Annotated in this window: 17 protein-coding genes and 1 pseudogene; 13 read left to right on the top strand and 5 right to left on the bottom strand. The window is 63.7% G+C overall.

Annotation, left to right across the window (positions count from 1 at the left end):
• The first annotated feature begins 212 nt into the window (after window positions 1-212).
• From purN to nadC, 6 genes are all read left to right on the top strand, one after another.
• On the top strand, window positions 213-872 hold the full coding sequence (purN, locus tag BLR29_RS05520) for a phosphoribosylglycinamide formyltransferase (protein WP_092135172.1): 660 nt from the start codon (window positions 213-215) through the stop codon (window positions 870-872).
• Window positions 869-2,272 (top strand): RsmB/NOP family class I SAM-dependent RNA methyltransferase, encoded by a 1,404-nt coding sequence (locus tag BLR29_RS05515; RefSeq protein WP_092135171.1) that lies wholly within the window; start codon window positions 869-871, stop codon window positions 2,270-2,272. Before purN ends, BLR29_RS05515 begins: the two co-directional genes overlap by 4 nt.
• Window positions 2,273-2,275: 3 nt before the next feature.
• Window positions 2,276-3,637, top strand: a complete 1,362-nt coding sequence (locus tag BLR29_RS05510; protein WP_092135169.1) for a mechanosensitive ion channel family protein — start codon at window positions 2,276-2,278, stop codon at window positions 3,635-3,637.
• A gap of 315 nt (window positions 3,638-3,952) precedes the next feature.
• Window positions 3,953-5,143, top strand: a complete 1,191-nt coding sequence (locus BLR29_RS05505; protein WP_092135168.1) for a DesA family fatty acid desaturase — start codon at window positions 3,953-3,955, stop codon at window positions 5,141-5,143.
• 140 nt (window positions 5,144-5,283) lie between these two features.
• On the top strand, window positions 5,284-6,438 hold the full coding sequence (nadA, locus tag BLR29_RS05500) for a quinolinate synthase NadA (RefSeq protein WP_092135166.1): 1,155 nt from the start codon (window positions 5,284-5,286) through the stop codon (window positions 6,436-6,438).
• On the top strand, window positions 6,435-7,298 hold the full coding sequence (gene nadC / locus BLR29_RS05495) for a carboxylating nicotinate-nucleotide diphosphorylase (RefSeq protein ID WP_092135164.1): 864 nt from the start codon (window positions 6,435-6,437) through the stop codon (window positions 7,296-7,298). Before nadA ends, nadC begins: the two co-directional genes overlap by 4 nt.
• A 59-nt stretch (window positions 7,299-7,357) precedes the next feature.
• On the opposite strand, the gene nadB is transcribed toward nadC, so the two are convergent.
• From nadB to radC, 4 genes and pseudogenes are all read right to left on the bottom strand, one after another.
• Window positions 7,358-8,977 carry an L-aspartate oxidase gene (nadB, locus tag BLR29_RS05490; protein ID WP_092135162.1) on the bottom strand — a complete coding sequence of 540 codons (1,620 nt, stop codon included), beginning with the start codon at window positions 8,975-8,977 and terminating at the stop codon, window positions 7,358-7,360.
• A gap of 200 nt (window positions 8,978-9,177) precedes the next feature.
• Window positions 9,178-9,348 carry a 50S ribosomal protein L33 gene (rpmG, locus tag BLR29_RS05485; protein WP_008644909.1) on the bottom strand — a complete coding sequence of 57 codons (171 nt, stop codon included), beginning with the start codon at window positions 9,346-9,348 and terminating at the stop codon, window positions 9,178-9,180.
• A 17-nt stretch (window positions 9,349-9,365) separates the two neighbouring features.
• Window positions 9,366-9,599: a 50S ribosomal protein L28 gene (gene rpmB / locus BLR29_RS05480; protein ID WP_006575661.1), complete on the bottom strand. Its 234-nt coding sequence runs from the start codon at window positions 9,597-9,599 to the stop codon at window positions 9,366-9,368.
• Window positions 9,600-9,793: 194 nt separating this feature from the next.
• Window positions 9,794-10,468 (bottom strand): annotated as a pseudogene (gene radC, locus BLR29_RS05475) (DNA repair protein RadC); the annotation flags it as partial.
• 116 nt (window positions 10,469-10,584) lie between these two features.
• Between radC and BLR29_RS05470 the strand changes: the two are divergent.
• From BLR29_RS05470 to BLR29_RS05440, 7 genes are all read left to right on the top strand, one after another.
• On the top strand, window positions 10,585-11,076 hold the full coding sequence (locus BLR29_RS05470) for an FKBP-type peptidyl-prolyl cis-trans isomerase (RefSeq protein ID WP_092135159.1): 492 nt from the start codon (window positions 10,585-10,587) through the stop codon (window positions 11,074-11,076).
• Window positions 11,076-12,068: a 4-hydroxy-3-methylbut-2-enyl diphosphate reductase gene (gene ispH, locus BLR29_RS05465; protein WP_369804557.1), complete on the top strand. Its 993-nt coding sequence runs from the start codon at window positions 11,076-11,078 to the stop codon at window positions 12,066-12,068. Before BLR29_RS05470 ends, ispH begins: the two co-directional genes overlap by 1 nt.
• 712 nt (window positions 12,069-12,780) lie before the next feature.
• The gene (locus BLR29_RS05460) at window positions 12,781-13,989 is read left to right on the top strand and encodes a branched-chain amino acid ABC transporter substrate-binding protein (RefSeq protein ID WP_092135158.1); all 1,209 of its coding nucleotides are present in this window, start codon (window positions 12,781-12,783) and stop codon (window positions 13,987-13,989) included.
• Window positions 13,990-14,205: 216 nt separating this feature from the next.
• Window positions 14,206-15,141 (top strand): branched-chain amino acid ABC transporter permease, encoded by a 936-nt coding sequence (locus tag BLR29_RS05455; protein WP_092135156.1) that lies wholly within the window; start codon window positions 14,206-14,208, stop codon window positions 15,139-15,141.
• A gap of 13 nt (window positions 15,142-15,154) precedes the next feature.
• On the top strand, window positions 15,155-16,309 hold the full coding sequence (locus BLR29_RS05450; protein ID WP_092135154.1) for an ABC transporter permease subunit: 1,155 nt from the start codon (window positions 15,155-15,157) through the stop codon (window positions 16,307-16,309).
• Between the two features lie 13 nt (window positions 16,310-16,322).
• Entirely contained in the window at window positions 16,323-17,099 is a 777-nt protein-coding gene (locus BLR29_RS05445) for an ABC transporter ATP-binding protein (RefSeq protein ID WP_092135153.1), read from the top strand.
• A gap of 16 nt (window positions 17,100-17,115) precedes the next feature.
• Window positions 17,116-17,832, top strand: a complete 717-nt coding sequence (locus tag BLR29_RS05440) for an ABC transporter ATP-binding protein (protein WP_092135151.1) — start codon at window positions 17,116-17,118, stop codon at window positions 17,830-17,832.
• A 167-nt stretch (window positions 17,833-17,999) separates the two neighbouring features.
• On the opposite strand, the gene BLR29_RS05435 is transcribed toward BLR29_RS05440, so the two are convergent.
• Window positions 18,000-19,187: an acetylornithine transaminase gene (locus BLR29_RS05435; protein WP_092135150.1), complete on the bottom strand. Its 1,188-nt coding sequence runs from the start codon at window positions 19,185-19,187 to the stop codon at window positions 18,000-18,002.
• Between the last annotated feature and the right edge of the window lie 10 nt (window positions 19,188-19,197).

The following is a 19,197-nucleotide window of genomic DNA, read 5'->3' as shown; positions in this document are numbered from 1 at the left end:
CGTCCTTGTTGTCACCTACCTTGCAGAAGGGGGCGCGTGGACGTAGGGCCCACTCTATCAGAGCGGGTGAGGCGTCACAATCCATCACACGGGGGTATATGCATCCTACTGCATGCATATGGTGCAGCCTCCGTGCGGGGTTTGGCGTGAATTAAGTACCTAATGCGCTCGCTTTGCAAGAGTTTGCATCCCAGCTTGGTAGAATCGCGCCGATGAAAAATATTGTGATCCTGATTTCCGGGCGTGGAAGCAACATGGAAGCCATCGTCCGTGCCTGCGGAGCCGAGCGATGGCCGGCACGCGTGGCCGCAGTGCTCTCGAATCGCCCGGACGCTTCCGGCCTGCAGTTTGCCGCCGAACATGGCATCGCCACCGGCGTGGTGGACCACAAGCAGCACCCCGATCGTGCCAGTTTTGATGCCGCGATGCGCGACGTCATCGACAGCTATCAGCCCGACCTCGTCATCCTGGCTGGCTTCATGCGGATTCTGACGCCTGAGTTCGTCGAGCATTATTCGGAGCGGATGCTCAACATTCACCCGTCGCTGCTGCCCAGTTTTCCCGGCCTGCACACGCACCGCCAGGCTCTGGAAGCCGGTGTCAAACTGCATGGCGCGACGGTCCATTTTGTCACTCCGGAACTCGATCACGGTCCAATCGTGATTCAGGCGGCACTTGATATTCTGCCTGGCGATACTCCGGAGTTGCTGGCCGAGCGTTTGCTCGACAGCGAGCATGTCATCTACCCGCGCGCAGTGCGCTGGTTCGTCGAAGACCGCCTGCATGTGCAGAACGGTGTCGTTCAAGTTCAACCGGCCGAGCCACAGTGGTTCATGGCCATCTCCGCCAAGGCGGCAGGAAATCAGCCATGAGTCGTAATCCCGCAACACCCCAGGACAACCGTCAGCGTTCGCGTGCCAGCAAGGGCAAGTCGAGCCCCATCCGCAGGCCGTCCACGCCGCGCCCGCAAGGTGTGGATGGCGCGCACGGCCGCGCGCCGGGTGGGCTGCAGGCTTTCCATCTGCAACACATCGACCGCCTGCTGGGCAAGGTCCTGTTGTTCGCGCGTCCCTCCGATGCCGTGGTGAGCCACTACTTCCGCGAGAACAACAAACTGGGTCATCGCGACCGCGGCATCATCGCCGAGGCGATCTTTGCAGTGTTGCGTCGACGCGTCGAATTCGGTCAGTTTGCCGAGAGCGGCTCGGGTGCGGCCGCGCGCCGGCTGGGCCTGCTCGGGCTTGCTGCCACGCTGGGTCGGGATGTGCTGAGCCCGTTCCTGTATCCCGAAGAGGCCACCTGGCTGGACCGGCTCACGACGATCGAACGCTCCAGTCTGTCCCCGCGCGTGCGCACCAACCTGCCGGAATGGCTGTACGACGATCTGGTCGGGCGCCATGGCGAGGCCTTCACCTCCGCCCTGGGCGACGCATGGCTGCGTCCGGCGCCGCTGGACCTGCGGGTCAACACGGCAAAGCTGTCGCGTGAAGAGGCGCTGGCTGAACTGGAAACCGCGGGCATTGCCGCGGAACTGGCCCCGATGGCTCCGGCCGGTATTCGCCTGAAGGGGAAACCTGCGCTGAACCAACTGCCGCTGTTCATCAATGGCGGCGTGGAAGTGCAGGACGAAGGCAGCCAGCTGCTGTGCCACCTGGTGGCCCCCAAGCGCGGCGAGATGGTGGTGGACTTCTGTGCCGGCGCTGGCGGCAAGACACTGGCACTGGGCGTGGCGATGCGCTCGACCGGCCGTCTCTATGCTTTCGATGTGTCGGAAAAGCGCCTGGCCAACCTGAAGCCCCGGCTGGCGCGCAGCGGCCTGTCGAACGTGCATCCTGTACTCATCGACTCCGAACGTGACGCCAAAATCAAGCGACTGGCTGGCAAGATCGACCGCGTGCTGGTCGATGCGCCGTGCAGCGGCTTGGGCACGCTGCGCCGCAATCCGGACCTGAAATGGCGCCAGACGCCGGAATCGGTGCTGGAACTGACCGCCAAGCAGAGCGCAATCCTCGACTCCGCTGCACGCCTGGTGAAGGGCGGCGGACGCGTGGTCTACGCCACCTGCAGCGTGCTGGAGGCGGAAAACGAGGCGATCATCCGCGATTTCCTCGCGAGCCACGAGAATTTCCGCCTCGTGCCGGTAGCCGAGGTGCTGGCCGAGCAGAAGATCGATATCCCGTCTTTGCCGGCAGAAGGCGGCATGTTGGCGTTGTATCCGCACATCCACCAGACGGATGGCTTCTTTGCCGCCGTGCTGGAACGCACGCGCTGATTCATGAGCCCGGATTCACTGGAACAGCTCAGGATGTCGCATTCCATGTTTGGCAAGATGCTCGATGACCTGATCCGCGATGCGGGCGGGCCTGGCTTCTTCTGGCAGCTCGGTGTGCTGGCCGGCTGCCTGCTGGTGGCATGGCCGCTGGCGCGCTTCGTGGTCAAGCGTCTGGATGCGCGCTACGAGACGTCGAGCTTTTCGCTTCGTCTGGCTGTCGTCAGCCTGGAGCGGGCCATGTTCCCGCTGTTCGGCTGGCTACTGGTGTTGACGGCGCGCTTCGCGCTGGCGCCACTGGCGTCGGTCAGCGTGCTGCGGCTGGCGCTGGTGCCGCTGTTTGGCATCACCTCGCTGTACGTCACCTTCTACATCCTGCGGCGCGTGATGTCCGGCAACGGGCAATTGCACGGCATGCTGGTTCTGGTGGAGAAGGTGCTGACCACGCTGGTGTGGATCGGCATGGCACTGTACGTACTTGGCGTCCTGCCGGACGTCATCGCATGGATGCAGGCGGTGCGCTTCTCCATCGGTGGCAAGCAGCACATCAATCTGGCCGATACGCTGATGGCGGTGGTCTGGATCCTGCTGACCGTGCTGGTGGCCATGTGGTTCGGTTCCTGGCTCGAGGACCGGCTGATGCGCGCCCCGAGCCTGGACACCAATCTCAAGGTGGTGCTGACGCGTATCGCCAAGGCGTTGCTGCTGCTGGTGTCGCTGCTGTTGAGCCTGTCGCTGGTGGGGATCGACCTCACCGTGCTGTCGGTCTTCGGTGGGGCGCTGGGTGTGGGTCTGGGTCTGGGTCTCCAGAAGATCGCCAGCAACTACATCTCGGGCTTCATCATCCTGCTGGACCGCTCGGTCAAGCTGGGCGATCAGATCACAGTGGACAAGTACACCGGCATCGTGTCGCAGATCCGCACGCGCTATACCGTTGTACGGAACGGGGATGGTGAGACGCTTGTGCCGAATGAGCAACTTGTTGCCCAGTCGGTCCAGAACCACTCGTTCTCCGGCACCAATGTGCGCGTTGCCACCCGAGTGCAGGCTGACTACAGTGCCGATCCCGAGACGGTGATCGCGCTGCTGCAGGAGTGTGTGCGTGATCTGCCACGTGTGCTGCCCGATCCGGCCCCAGCGGCCTTCCTGGTCCTGTTTGGCGAAAGCGGTATCGAGTACGAAGTGGCCGTCAACATCGCCGATCCGCAGAACGGGAAACTCGGTGTGCAATCGGCGATGAACCGCGCAATCTGGCGTACGTTCCAGCAGCACGGCATCTCCATCCCCTATCCCCAGCGCGAAGTCCGGGTGTTGAGTCGGGCGCAGGCGGTGCCATCTGTCCTGGAAGGCGCCTCCGCGGGAGAGTGAGTGCCGGGCGGCGCTGGCGGCACACCGGGAACGAAAGCCTTGGCGGGGCCTCCAAATCGGGGAAAAAGCGGATGTCCCTGCCGCCGCGATCCGGTAGAATACCGGGTTGTCGCGGGTTTGCGATGCAGCCCGCCACCCCACACCAGACAACCGCCAGATTGCAGCGGTTCGTGCCTTCGCCCGGCACCCCCAAGGGTTTTGCCAGGCGCCAGAAAGCAATCGCAATCGCTGATTTTGCAGTCCTTTTTCTGCGCGTTAGATGCGTTGCACTGCGTGCCGCATAGCAAGACCCCTGTATAACCGACGGAGAACAGTTTGTTCGACTCAATTCTTGACTGGGCCGCGAACGGCCTTGCCAACTGGTCCTGGTGGGAGATCGTGATCTACACCCTCGTGGTGACGCACATCACGATCGCCGGCGTGACCATCTTCCTGCACCGTTGCATGGCGCACCGGTCGCTGGATCTGCACCCGATTGCCCAGCATTTCTTCCGTTTCTGGCTGTGGCTGACCACAGGTATGGTCACCAAGGAATGGACGGCGATCCACCGCAAGCACCACGCCAAGTGCGAGACCGAGGACGATCCCCACAGCCCGCAGACCCGCGGCATCCGCAAGGTGCTGCTGGAAGGCGCCGAGCTGTATCGCGCCGAGGCCAAGAACAAGGAAACCATCGCCAAGTTCGGCCATGGCACGCCCAATGACTGGGTCGAGCGCAACGTGTACTCGCGCTTTGGCTGGCAGGGCGTCGGCCTGATGCTGATCATCGACCTGGCGCTGTTCGGTCTGGTCGGCATGTCGGTATGGGCCGTGCAGATGCTCTGGATCCCGATCCACGCCGCCGGCATCATCAACGGCCTGGGTCACTGGTGGGGCTATCGCAACTACGATTGCGAGGACGCTTCGACCAACGTGTCGCCGTGGGGCTTCATCATCGGTGGCGAGGAACTGCACAACAATCACCACACGTACCCGACGTCGGCCAAGTTCTCGATCAAGTGGTACGAGATCGACGTGGGCTGGTGGTACATCCGTGCGATGCAGTCGGTTGGCCTGGCCAAGGTCAAGAAGACCCCGCCCAAGGCACGCCTGGGGGATGCCCGCCCGGTCGACCACAACACGCTGGAGGCGATCATCGCCAATCGTTACGACGTCATGGCCCGCTATGCCAAGGCCGTGAAGTCCGCGTACCGGGAAGAACTGCAGAAGCTGAAGGAAGGCCGCACGGCCGAGTACAGCAACTTCAAGCCGGCCCGCAAGTGGTTCCACCGCGAGGAAGCCAAGCTGGCCGCGCCGCAGCGCCAGCAACTGGCCAGCATCGTGGAACAGAACAAGGCGCTGCATACCTTCGTGGAAATGCGCCGCGAACTGTCCGCGATCTGGGGTCGCTCCAACCTGACGCGCGAGCAACTGCTGCAGCAACTGCAGGCCTGGTGCCACCGCGCCGAGGCCAGCGGTATCCAGGCGCTGCAGGAGTTTTCCCTGCGCCTGCGCCGGTACGCCTGATACAATCACCGACGCGCCCGCATGGCTAAAAGCCCCGCCCCTGGCGGGGCTTTTCTTTTCGCTAAACTCCCCCATGTCCTGGTCAGATCGCGTGACGTCAAGCGCGGCGGCCTACGGGTGCACCGAGGAGTACTGCAGAGATGACCCCACAAACGATCAAGACCGTCGAGTTCGAAAAGCCGAACCTGGTGGATGCCGAGAACGCCGCAGGCGCAAGCTGTGTGGCGCATGCCTGGGCCAAAGTGCCTCCGGTGCTGACGCCCGATGAACGCCAGGCGCTCAAGGCGCGTATCCGCCGCCTGCTGAAGGAACGCAACGCGGTCCTCGTCGCGCACTATTACGTCGACGGCGACTTGCAGGACCTGGCCGAGGAGACCGGCGGCTGTGTGTCCGATTCACTGGAAATGGCCCGCTTCGGTCGCGACCACGAAGCCAGGACGCTGGTGGTGGCTGGTGTGCGCTTCATGGGCGAAACCGCCAAGATCCTGAGCCCGGAAAAAACCATCCTGATGCCCGACCTGGACGCCACGTGCTCGCTGGATCTGGGTTGTCCGGCTGACGAGTTCGCCGCGTTCTGCGACGCACATCCGGACCGCACTGTCGTGGTCTACGCCAACACCAGTGCTGCCGTAAAGGCGCGCGCGGACTGGATGGTGACTTCGAGCATCGGCCTGAAGATCGTTGAGCATCTGCACGCCCGTGGCGAGAAGATTCTGTGGGCGCCGGACAAGCACCTCGGCAGCTACATCCAGAAACAGACGGGGGCCGACATGCTGCTGTGGCAAGGCTCTTGCCTGGTGCACGACGAATTCAAGGGCATTGAACTGGATCTACTGCGCAAGGAACATCCGAACGCCAAGATCCTGGTGCATCCGGAATCGCCGGCCAATGTGGTGTCGCAAGCCGATGTGGTCGGCTCCACCAGCCAGCTGATCGCTGCCGCCCAGACGCTGGACGCCAACGAGTTCATCGTCGCCACCGACAATGGCATCCTGCACAAGATGCGCATGGCCGCGCCCGGCAAGTTGTTTATCGAGGCGCCGACTGCCGGCAACAGCGCGACGTGCAAGAGCTGCGCGCACTGCCCGTGGATGGCCATGAACGCGCTGACCAATCTGGCCGAAGTCCTGGAGACTGGCCGCAACGAGATTCACGTCGACCCGGCCATCGGCCGGCGCGCCGTCACCTGCATCGATCGCATGCTCGATTTTGCCGCGCAACAGAAGGCCAACGTCCGCCCCGTCGCCGACCTCGCCAAAGAGGCCGCGCTGTTCCAGGGAGTGGGCCCGGCATGAGCGTGAATCCGGTATTCGACAGTTACGGCCCGGCGCTGCGTGCGGCGCTGGAAGCGAACGTCAAGGCGGCAATTGCCGAGGACGTCGGCAGCGGTGACCTGACCGGCCTCCTGGTGCCGGCCGAGAAGCTGGCGCGCGCGCGCGTGATCGTGCGAGAGCCCGCCGTGCTGTGCGGTCAGCCGTGGTTCGAGGCCTGCATGACGGCCGTCGATTCGCGCTTGCAGGTGCGCTGGCTCAAGGAAGAGGGCGCGCGCATGGCGCCCGACGACGCGGTTTGCGAAATCACCGGCCCGGCCCGTGCCTTGCTGACTGCCGAGCGGCCATCGCTGAATTTCCTGCAACTGCTGTCCGGCGTTGCCACAGCCACGCGCCGATACGCTGACCTGATCGCGGGCACCCGGGCACGGGTGCTCGATACACGCAAGACGCTGCCCGGGCTGCGGCTGGCGCAGAAGTATGCGGTCAAGCTGGGCGGAGGCGAGAATCAGCGCCTGGCGCTCTATGACGGCATCCTGATCAAGGAAAACCATATCGCCGCAGCCGGCAGCATCACGGCTGCGATGCAGGCGGCCTTTGCGCTGGGCAGCGATGCGACGGTGCAGGTCGAAGTCGAGTCGATTGCCGAGCTTGAGGAAGCGCTCAATGCCGGTGCGAAGTCGATCCTGATCGACAACTTCACGCTCGAGATGATGCGCGAGGCCGTGGCGATCAATCGAGAGCGGGCATTGCTGGAGGTGTCTGGCGGCGTGAACTACGAGACGATCCGCGCATTTGCGGAAACGGGCGTGGATCGCATCTCGGTGGGTGCGCTCACGAAGGACGTGCGCGCGACGGACTACTCGTTGCGGATCATCGGCTGAAAGCAGTCGGGCCCGGCAATGCGGGCCCGATGCTCGGTTGTGGAAGGAAGGCCTGCTCGTCAGGCCTTTTGTTTTTTCTGTCGATGCTGCGCGGCGCGGCCGGTCAGCGGTTGCAGCACCGTCGGCAGCGCCTTGGGCAGCGTGTCCGGATAGTCACGGCTGAAATGCAGGCCGCGGCTTTCGTGGCGCGAGTACGCGCTATCGACGATCAGCGATGCCACTTCGACCAGGTTGCGCAACTCCAGCAGGTCCCGCGTGACGCGGAAGTTTGCGTAATACTCGGCGATTTCCTCGCGCAGCAACCCGATGCGGTGCTGGGCGCGCTCCAGGCGCTTGTCGGTACGCACGATGCCCACGTAGTTCCACATCATGCGGCGCAGCTCGTCCCAGTTGTGGGACACGACCACTTCTTCGTCAGCATCCGAGACGCGGCTTTCATCCCATGCCGGCAGTGCGATGTCCGGCGCGCCGGCCTTGTCCTGCGCGGCGATGTCCTCGGCTGCGGCTCGGCCGATCACCATGCATTCCAGCAGCGAATTCGATGCCAGGCGATTGGCGCCGTGCAGGCCCGTGCAGGCCGTTTCGCCCACGGCATACAAGTTGGCGATGTCCGTGCGTCCGGACGTATCGGTCACCACGCCGCCACACGTGTAGTGGGCCGCGGGCACAACGGGAATCGGCTCGCGCGCGATGTCGATGCCAAACTCCAGGCAGCGCGCGTGGATCGTCGGGAAGTGTTCCTTCAGGAACGACTCCGGTTGGTGCGTGATGTCCAGGTACACGCAATCCAGGCCACGCTTCTTGATCTCGAAGTCGATCGCCCGGGCCACCACGTCGCGCGGCGCGAGTTCGGCGCGTGCGTCGTGTTCCGGCATGAAGCGGGTGCCGTCCGGCAGCTTCAGCAGCCCGCCTTCGCCTCGCACCGCTTCGGAAATCAGGAAGGACTTGGCGTATGGGTGGTAGAGGCAGGTCGGGTGGAACTGGATGAATTCCATGTTTGACACACGGCAGCCCGCGCGCCAGGCCATGGCGATGCCGTCGCCCGTGGCCGTGTCCGGGTTGGTCGTGTAGAGATAGACCTTGCCGGCGCCACCGGCGGCCAGCACCGTGTGCGTGGCCGTGATCGTGCGAACGTCGCCCGTGGCGTCATTGAGCACGTAGAGGCCATAGCAGCGATTGCCCGGCAGGCCCAGCTTGCTGGCCGTGATCAGGTCGATCGCGAAATGGTCCTCGATAATCGTGATATTGGGGTGCTGCCGCGCCTGCTCGGCCAGCGTGGTCACCACGGCATGGCCGGTGGCGTCCGCCGCGTGGATGATCCGGCGGCGGCTGTGGCCACCTTCGCGGGTCAGGTGGAAGCCCAGCTCGGCCTGCGCGTCGCGCGTGAACGGCACGCCCCGGTCGATCAGCCACTGGATGGCTTCGCGGCCATGCTCGACGATGTAGCGCGTCGCGTCTTCGTCGCAAAGGCCTGCGCCGGCAACGAGCGTGTCCTGCGTGTGTTCGTCATGGCTGTCGCCGGAATCCAGTACCGCGGCGATCCCGCCCTGGGCCCAGTCGCTGGCGCCTTGTGTCATGGCGCGCTTGCTGAGAATGACAACCCGGTGGGTATCGGCCAGCTGCAGCGCGACGGTGAGGCCGGCCAGCCCGCTGCCGACGATCGCGACATCGAAGTTCATGGTGCAGGGATCGCGTGGGGGCGAAAGAGCGTTGGGGAAAGCTGGCAAGTGTACACCCGCATGCATCCCGGCGTGCTCTCAATCCCTTGTGGCGCAAGGGTTTGCCGCGTAGTCACCCCAAACTTCGAGCGGGCTTCCGCCGGCCGCAAAAACAAAAAGCCCCGCTTGGAGCGGGGCTTTCTGCCAGAAAACCGGATCAATTACTTGATCTTGGTTTCCTTGTAGGGCACGTGCTTGCGGGCGACGGGATCGAACTTCGAGATCTCCATCTTTTCCGGCATGGTGCGCTTGTTCTTGGTGGTCGTGTAGAAATGACCCGTACCTGCGGTCGATTCCAGCTTGATCTTGTCGCGTCCGCCTTTGCTGGCCATGGTGTACTCCTACTTATTTAGACTTCGCCGCGTGCGCGCAGGTCGGCGAGCACGGAGTCGATGCCTTTCTTGTCGATCAGGCGCAGGCCGGCGTTCGAGACGCGCAGGCTCACCCAGCGGTTTTCCGATTCAACGAAGAAGCGGCGATTCTGCAGGTTGGGCAGAAAGCGGCGCTTGGTCTTGTTGTTTGCGTGGGAAACGTTGTTGCCGACCATCGGCGCTTTCCCGGTCACTTGACAGACGCGTGCCATGAAGCACTCCTAAATCTTATTCGTGGACAATGTTCGCAACAGATCAACAAAAGGCGCGCGGGCCCGGACTGCAGCGGATTGAGACTTCAGCAAAACGAGCATTATAGACCGGAAACGATTGGCGGATCAACGCCTTCCGTACTTTTCGGAAGGAGGTGTTGCGCCGTGCCGCTTGCGTCACGCGAGTGAGGCGAGGGGAGCCGGTCATGCTCTGCGAACGAGTAGATATCGCTGCCGGCGACAATGTAATGGTCCAGCAGCTCGATGTCCAGCACGGACAGCGTCCGTGCCAGGGCCCGTGTGCTGGTGAGATCGCTGCGGCTTGGCACGGCTTCCCCGCCCGGGTGGTTGTGGGCCACGATCACGTAGGCGGCGTTGTGCACCAGGGCCTCGCGGGCCACTTCGCGCGGGTAGACCACGGCTTCGCGCAGCGACCCGCGCGCCAGTTCCACGCTGGCCAGCAGCCGGTAGCGGGAATCCAGGTAGAGGCAGTGGAAGACTTCATAGGGCAGGTGGGCCAGCGTCAGCCGCAGGTAGGCGCGGACCGCGCGAGACGAATCGAGCCCCCCGGATTCCTTGAGCGTTTCCGCCAGCGATCGCCGCGCCAGCTCCGGCACGACCCGCAACTGTGCGTACTTCACTGCACCCATGCCCTTGACGCCGGCAAGGGCATCGCCATCCGCGGCGAATAGCTGCGTCAGCGATCCAAAGCTCGTCAGGAGTTCACGGGCCAGATCGACAGCGTTTTTGCCCGCGCTGCCCACGCGCAGGAAGACGGCCAGCAATTCGGCGTCGGACAGCGCGCTGGCGCCGGATTTCAGCAGTTTTTCGCGCGGCCGCTCGCAGGCGGGCCATTGGGGAATTGACATCGAATCGTCTCCGTTCAGCGCCACACTTGGCGGCAGGATGGCGACACGGAGGGCGGCGCGTCGGCGTCGGTTGGTCCAGTCGAATACAATACGGGTTGTTGACCGGTTGAGCACCCATGAATCTGCAAACTTTTGCGTCGGAAGCGGCAGGCGGCGACGCGGCTGCCCGCAAGACTGTCGGGGCGGACTCGTTCCTGACGCTTCACTACAGTATCGCCCTCGAGAACGGCACCGAAGTCGTGAGCACGTTCGAGGAAAAGCCCGCCACGTTGCTGCTCGGCCAGGGCCAGTTGGCCCCTACGCTGGAACAGGCCCTGCTCGGCATGCCCGAGGGCGAGCGCACGACCTATCGCCTGGCGCCCGAGCATGCGTTCGGGCCGCGCAATCCTGAATTGCTGCAGTGGGTTTCGCTGGCCACGCTGCGCGAGAACAGTTCGTTCGAGGAAGACTATTCGCCAGGCGATCTGGTCGAATTCAATGCACCTGGCGGCGGGAAGTACGCCGGCGTGCTCAAGGAATTCGGAGACACCGCGGCATTGTTCGATTTCAACCACCCACTGGCCGGACAGACCATCTTGTTCGACGTCCAGTTGATCGGAATTCTCTGATGTCAGTCGTCGAGTCGGACCACCGCATGCACGAAATGACCATCTCCAGCGACGCCGAGATCCTGATGGCGCAACCGCGCGGCTTCTGTGCCGGCGTGGACCGCGCGATCGAGATCGTCGAGCGCGCCCTGTCCCGGTTTGGTGCGCCGATCTACGTGCGCCACGAGATCGTCCACAACGCCTACGTGGTGGCCGACCTGCGCCGCAAGGGCGCCGTCTTCGTGGACGAACTTGACGAGGTGCCCGAGGGATCGACCGTCATCTTCAGCGCCCACGGGGTCTCCAAGGAAGTACGTGCCGATGCCACTGCGCGCGGCCTGAACGTGTTTGACGCCACCTGCCCGCTGGTGACCAAGGTGCACGTGGAAGTCGGGAAGATGCGCGCCGAGGGCTGCGAGATCATCATGATCGGCCACAAGGGGCATCCCGAGGTCGAAGGCACGATGGGCCAGTCCGAGCTGGGCATGCTGCTGGTGGAGTCGGTCGAGGACGTGAATCAGCTGGCCGTGCGCGATCCGCTGCAACTGGCCTACGTCACGCAGACCACGCTGTCCGTGGACGAGACCGCCGAGATCGTGGCCGCGCTGAAGGCGCGCTTCCCCGAGATCCGCGAGCCCAAGAAGCAGGACATCTGCTACGCCACGCAGAACCGGCAAGACGCCGTGAAGTTCATGGCGCCGCAGGTGGAAGTCGTGATCGTGGTGGGCAGCCCGAACAGCTCCAACTCCAACCGCCTGCGCGAACTGGCGGACCGTCTGGGCGTACCTGCCTACATGATCGACGATCCGGAGCAGCTCAAACCCGAGTGGGTGGCGGGCAAGCGCCGCATCGGCCTGACCGCCGGCGCTTCGGCGCCGGAGGCGCTGGCCCAGGCCATCGTCGAGCGCCTGCGTACGTTTGGCATCAAGAACGTGCGCGCGCTGGAAGGCGTGGAGGAAAACATGTCCTTCCCGCTGCCGCGCGGCCTTGCCAGCGTGTCCGTGAAGTCCTGATCTTCGCGACCCGGACGTTGCCCTGGCGGCAACGTCCGCGATCCTTCCGCCGCATCCCGCTGTAGCCACCCTCTGCGTCACCCTCGGCATCACCGCCAACGCGGCCTCGCCCGCAGTCCTTCCTCTTTCCCCGTTTTTCCAGTGCCTGAGCAGTCCGCTCCGTTGCACGGTCCCGGTGCGCATGGCGTATAGGGTCTGCGCGCGGACGATTGCTGGCTACAGACATTTCCCGCCCGGAAACCCGTATCCCGCCGATTTGCTTTTCAATACCTGTCTTAACACCCAGACAATATCAGGGTAATCCCCGAGAATGGGGTTTTCCCTATTATGGTGCGACGCTACATTCTGCACATTAGAGAAGTTGCCCGGTAATTGAAATGAAATACCTAATTAATAACGTGTCATTATGGGTGGCGCCGACGCGGCTTAATTGGTGCCGCATGAGGCCCCGCCGGGCCCTAGGCACGATTCTTGTAAGGGTAAAGGACGGGTCCGCCGAATGGGCGGAGATTGCCCCAATCTGTGCATTGGGGAAATTCCCTAGCTCATTTGGTGGGTAAATGGTTCAGGTTGTTGCGTCGCATATTGCATCTGCAAAGAAAGGGGATACAATGCGCGCGTTTCAAATTGAAACTAAACAAGGGCGGTCCAGGGAGTGCGTCCGGGAGGCGCAGTTTATTTCCCTGTTTTTGTGAATCCTAGGAGATCACTCATGCAATTCACGTTTGCCAAGATTCTGCCGATCGCGGCCGCAGTGGCGCTGGTCGCCGCATGTGGCAAGAAGGAAGAAAAGCCGGCTGATGCGGCAGCATCGGCACCTGCTGCAGCCGCTGCCCCCGCAGCCGCTGGCGGTGGCGAAACCGTCGTCAAGATCGGCCACGCGGCACCGCTGACGGGCGGCATCGCTCACCTTGGCAAGGACAACGAGAACGGCGCCCGCCTGGCCGTTGAAGAAGTCAACAAGGCCGGCCTGGAAATCAACGGCAAGAAGATCAAGCTCGAACTGGTCGGCGAAGACGACGCGGGCGACCCGAAGACCGGCACCGCCGTGGCGCAGAAGTTGGTGGACGCGAAGGTCGCGGCCGTGGTCGGCCACCTGAACTCGGGCGTATCGATCCCGGCCTCCAAGATCTATAGCGATGCCGGCATCGTCCAGATCTCGCCGTCGTCGACCAACCCTGACTACACCAAGCAAGGCTTCAAGACCACCTTCCGCGTGGTGGCCACCGATGCCCAGCAGGGTCCGGCGCTGGCCAACTACGCCGCCAAGAGCCTGCACGCCAAGAGCGTGGCCATCGTTGACGATGCCACCGCCTACGGCAAGGGCCTGGCCGACGAGTTCGAGAAGACCGCCAAGGCGGCAGGCGTGAACGTGGTGGCGCGTGAAGCCACCAACGACAAGGCTACCGACTTCAAGGCCATTCTGACCAAGATCAAGGGCAAGAAGCCGGACGTGATCATGTACGGCGGCATGGACGCCACCGGCGGCCCGTTCGCCAAGCAAGCCAGGGAACTGGGCATTTCGTCCAAGATCGTTGGCGGCGACGGCGTATGTACCGACAAGGTGGCTGAGCTGGCCGGCGATGCCGTGTCCAACATCATCTGCTCGGAAGCTGGCCTGGCCCTGTCGAAGATGGAAACCGGCGCCGATTTCGAGAAGCGCTACCAGGCTCGTTTCAACGCCCCGGTGCAGATCTACGCCCCGTTCACCTATGACGCCGTGATGGTCGTCGTTGACGCCATGAAGCGCGCCAACTCGACCGAGCCGGCGGCCATCCTGGCCGAAATGCCCAAGACGAACTACAAGGGCGTGATCGGCAACATCGCCTTCGACGAGAAGGGCGACATGAAGGAAGGCACCATCACGCTGTACGAGTACAAGGACAAGAAGAAGTCCGTCCTCGACGTCGTGAAGATGTAATCAGGGCTTACCGGCCCATCCGAACGGCACCGTGAAGACATTGCGGTGCCGTTCTTTTTAGTCTCGCCAACGTGTTAACAGCATCCTTACCATGGATGGAACAGGGCGGGCAGCACACCAGCCACCTCACCACACTACCCGACCTATCCAACATTACCGTCCCACCAGCGGCATCCACACCATGCCGACCGGAGCGGGGCTGAAGCAGGAGTTTTCATGGATATCTTTATCCAGCAGATCGTGAACGGTCTGGTGCTCGGCAGCATCTACGCGCTGATCGCACTGGGCTACACCATGGTCTACGGCATTCTGGGCATCATCAACTTCGCACACGGCGACGTCCTGATGATTGGCGCGCTGACCGCTTTGTCAGCGATCCTTGGGCTGCAGAAATTCGCGCCCGGTCTGCCCGAATGGCTGACGCTGGTGATCGCCACGCTGATCGCCATGCCCGTCTGTGCAGTCCTTGCCTACACGATTGAGCGCGTGGCCTACCGACCGTTGCGCAATGCGCCCCGGCTGGCCCCGCTGATCACCGCGATCGGCGTTTCGATCATCCTCCAGACCATGGGGATGCTGATCTGGTCGCGCAACCCGCTGACGTTCCCGCAGCTGCTGCCGTCCGAACCGATCGATATCGGCTCCACCGGCGCCACCATCACCGGCAAGGAAATGGTCATCATCGGCCTGGCCGTGATGGTCATGGCCGGCCTGCTGGCCCTGGTCAACCGCACCAAGCTCGGCCGCGCGATGCGCGCCACCGCCGAGAACCAGAAGGTGGCGGGCCTGATGGGCGTGAACCCCAACTTCGTGATCTCGGCCACGTTCATGATCGGCGCCACGCTGGCGGCGCTGGCGGGCGTGATGATGGCCACCAACTACGGTAACGCCCACTTCTACATGGGCTTCATCCCCGGCCTGAAGGCGTTCACCGCCGCGGTGCTGGGCGGCATCGGCAACCTGGCCGGCGCGATGGTCGGCGGCATGCTGCTGGGCCTGATCGAGGCACTGGGCGCCGGCTATATCGGCGACCTGACCAATGGCGTGTTCGGCTCGAACTACCAGGACGTCTTCGCCTTCATCGTGCTGATTACCGTACTTGTCTTCCGTCCGTCCGGCATCATGGGCGAACGTGTCGCAGACCGTGCCTGAGGAGAGCGAATCCATGAATACTCCGATTCCATCCACGGCCGTCGCGGCACCGTCCCGCGTTCCGGCCAAGACCCTCGCCGCGCTGATGGCCTTCCTGGTGGTCGCCCTGTGCGCCCCGTTCTTCGTGCAGACCTTCGGCGGCAACTACTGGGTGCGCGTGCTGGACTTCGCGCTGCTCTACATCATGCTGGCGCTGGGCCTGAACATCGTGGTCGGCTTTGCCGGCCTGCTTGATCTGGGCTACATCGCGTTCTACGCGGTGGGCGCGTACCTGATGGCGCTGCTCGGCTCGCCGCACCTGGCCAACCAGTTCGAGTGGATCCACCAGTTGTTCCCCAACGGCCTGCACTTGTCGATGTGGTTCGTGATACCGCTCACCGTGTGTGTGGCGGCCACGTTCGGCGTGCTGCTCGGGGCGCCGACGCTCAAGCTGCGGGGCGATTACCTCGCCATCGTGACGCTGGGCTTCGGTGAAATCATCCGGATCTTCATGAACAACCTGGACCGCCCGTTGAACATCACGAACGGTCCCAAGGGCATCACCGCGGTGGACCCGGTCCATATTTTCGGCTTCGATTTCTCGAAGTCGCACGAGATCTTCGGGCTCAAGTTCACGCCGGTGTTCATGTACTACTACCTGCTGGTAGCGCTGGTGATCGTCATCGTGTTCATCTGCCTGCGCCTGCAGAACTCCCGCATCGGCCGCGCATGGGTGGCGATCCGCGAAGACGAAATCGCCGCCAAGGCGATGGGCATCAACACGCGTAACGTCAAGCTGCTGGCGTTCGCCATGGGTGCGTCGTTCGGCGGCGTGTCGGGCTCCGTGTTCGGCGCGTTCCAGGGCTTTGTGTCGCCGGAATCGTTCACGCTGTGGGAATCGATCTACATCCTCGCCATCGTGGTGCTCGGCGGCATGGGCCATATCCCGGGCGTGATCCTGGGCGGCATCCTGCTGGTGGGCTTCCAGGAGTTGCTGCGCGTGGTGGCGGAGCCGATGCAGACGGGCCTGTTCGGTCACGTCGTCGTCGACGCCGAAGTGCTGCGCCAGCTCCTGTTCGGCCTGGCACTGGTTGTCGTGATGCTGTATCGCCCGGCGGGCATCTGGCCGTCGCCGCGCAAGGAAGACCGTCCGGTGGTGCGCCGGCCGGGCAGCGTAGGCCGATTCTGATCAGGAGGACAACATGAGCAACAACGATATCCTCCTGTCCGTACAGGGGGTCAACAAGCGTTTCGGTGGCCTGCAGGCGCTCTCCGATGTGGGCCTGCAGATCAAGCCGGGCGAGATCTATGGCCTGATTGGCCCGAACGGCGCCGGCAAGACCACGTTCTTCAACGTGATCACGGGCCTGTACACGCCGGATTCCGGCGAGTTCGTGCTGGGCGGCAAGCCGTACCAGCCGACCGCCGTGCATGAAGTGGCCAAGACCGGTATCGCCCGTACGTTCCAGAACATCCGCCTGTTCGGCGACATGACCGCGCTGGAAAACGTGATGGTGGGCCGCCACGTGCGTACCAAGGCCGGCGTGTTCGGCGCCATCTTCCGTCCGCCTTCGGTGCGCCGCGAGGAAGAGGGCATCGAGGACATGGCCCACGACCTGCTGGACTACGTGGGCATTGGCAAGTACGCCAACTTCACTTCGCGCAACCTGTCCTATGGCCACCAGCGTCGTCTGGAGATTGCCCGCGCGCTGGCCACCGAGCCCAAGCTGCTGGCACTGGACGAGCCGGCCGCCGGCATGAACGCGACGGAGAAGGTGGAACTGCGCGGCCTGCTGGAGAAGATCCGCAACGACGGCCGGACCATCCTGCTGATCGAGCACGACGTGAAGCTTGTCATGGGTCTGTGCAACCAAATGACCGTGCTGGACTACGGCAAGGTCATCGCGCAGGGTCTTCCGCACGACGTGCAGAACAATCCCGCGGTGATCGAGGCTTACCTCGGCGCATCGTCGCACTAAGGCGGGAGAGATCGAGATGAAACAGACATTGCTGAAGATTTCCGGACTGAAGGTGGCCTACGGCGGCATCCAGGCCGTCAAGGGCGTCGATCTGGAGATCCAGGAAGGCGAGCTCGTCACGCTGATCGGCGCCAACGGTGCCGGCAAGACCACCACCATGAAGGCCATCACCGGCCTGCAGGGCTGGGCGGGCGGTGACGTCGAGTACATGGGCAAGTCCATCAAGGGCGTGCCCAGCTACGCGCTGCTGAAGCAGGGCCTGGCGATGGTGCCGGAAGGCCGTGGCGTGTTCGCGCGCATGACCATCACGGAAAACCTCCAGATGGGCGCCTACACGCGTAACGACGAGGCCGGCATCAAGGCCGACGTCGACCGCATGTTCGGCATCTTCCCGCGCCTGAAGGAGCGCGCCAACCAGCTGGCCGGCACGATGTCCGGCGGCGAACAGCAGATGCTGGCCATGGCGCGCGCGCTGATGAGCCAGCCCAAGCTGCTGTTGCTGGACGAGCCGTCGATGGGTCTGTCGCCAATCATGGTCGAAAAGATCTTCGAGGTGGTGCGCACCGTGTCGGCACAGGGCGTGACCGTGCTGCTGGTGGAGCAGAACGCGCGCCTGGCGCTGCAGGCGGCTCACCGTGGCTACGTGATGGAGTCGGGCCTCATCACGATGAGTGGCGATGCCAAGCAGATGCTGGACGATCCGAAGGTGCGCGCGGCCTACCTGGGCGAGTAATCGCTTCGGTGTTCACGCAGCAACGAAAAAGCCTCGCGAAAGCGAGGCTTTTTCATGGGCGGTCGTGCGGAGACGGGCCGTCAGCGAAGTCCGATGCCCCATGCCGCGTAAGGATGGGGCGCGGCGGCCGGTGCGACTGACCGGCCGGGCCGCACAGTCTGGCGACTTCAGGCCAGCTTCTTCAACAGCGTGCGCAGCATGCCGATCATCTGGTCGATCTCCTCGCGCGTCACGTTCAGCGCCGGCATGAAGCGCAGCAGGCTGGGGCGCGGCGAATTCAGCAGCAGGCCTCGCGGCGCCATCTCGCGCGCCTCTTCCACGATCTGCGGGCCGATGTCCTTGTCCAGCACCAGCGCGCGCAGCAGGCCTTCGCCACGTTCGCCGCCCAGGCCGAACTCGGCCGACAGCGCCAGCAATTGCTCGCGCAGGTACTGGCCCTTGGCCTTCACGTCGTCCAGGAAGCCCGGTGCGGTCAGCTGCTCGATCACGGCGCTGCCGACGGCGGTCATCAGCGGGTTGCCGTTGTAGGTGCCGCCCTGGTCGCCGGCTTCGAAGCTTGCCACCTCGGCCTTGCACAGCAGTGCGGACAGCGGCACGCCGCCGCCGATGCCCTTGCCCAGCGTCATGATGTCCGGCTCCACGCCCGACAGCTCGTACGCGAACAGCGTGCCGCAGCGGCCGCAACCGGTCTGCACTTCATCGACGATGAGCAGCAGCTTGTGCTTGTCAGCCAGCGCGCGCAGGCCCTGCATGAACTCGCGCGTGGCGGGGATCACGCCGCCTTCGCCCTGCACGGGCTCCAGCATGATGCCGACGGTCTTGTCGGTGATCAGCTTCTCCACGGATGCCAGGTCGTTCAGGTCGGCCTTCGGGAAGCCCGGCACCTGCGGGGCGAAGATGGTGTCCCAGCCGGCCTTGCCGGATGCGCTCATGGTCGCCAGCGTGCGGCCATGGAAGCTGTGGTCCATCGTGATGATCTCGAACGCGCCGTTCTTGTGCTTGCGGCCCCATTTGCGCGCCAGCTTGATCGCACCTTCGTTGGCCTCGGCGCCGCTGTTGGCAAAGAAGACCTTGTCGAAGCAGCTGTTGTCGGTCAGTTGACGGCCCAGCTTCAGCATCGGCTCGTTGTAGAACGCCGGGCTCGGGTTCAGCAGCTTGCGCGCCTGGGTTTCGAGCGCCTGGATCATGCCCTCGTTCGAGTGGCCCAGTGCGTTGACCGCCCAGCCTTGCACGAAATCGAGATAGCGCTTGCCGTTATGGTCCGTCAGCCACGACCCCTTGCCTTCGGTGAAGACCAGCTCGGGCCGGTTGGTGATGTACATCAGGGATTGGACGGGATACTCAGCAAATGCCATGGCGGACTCC

This window comes from Cupriavidus sp. YR651 (assembly GCF_900101625.1).
Classification (GTDB): Bacteria; Pseudomonadota; Gammaproteobacteria; order Burkholderiales; family Burkholderiaceae; genus Cupriavidus.
Note: the sequence above shows the minus strand (reverse complement) of the source record. Positions and strands in the feature narration are given on the sequence as shown.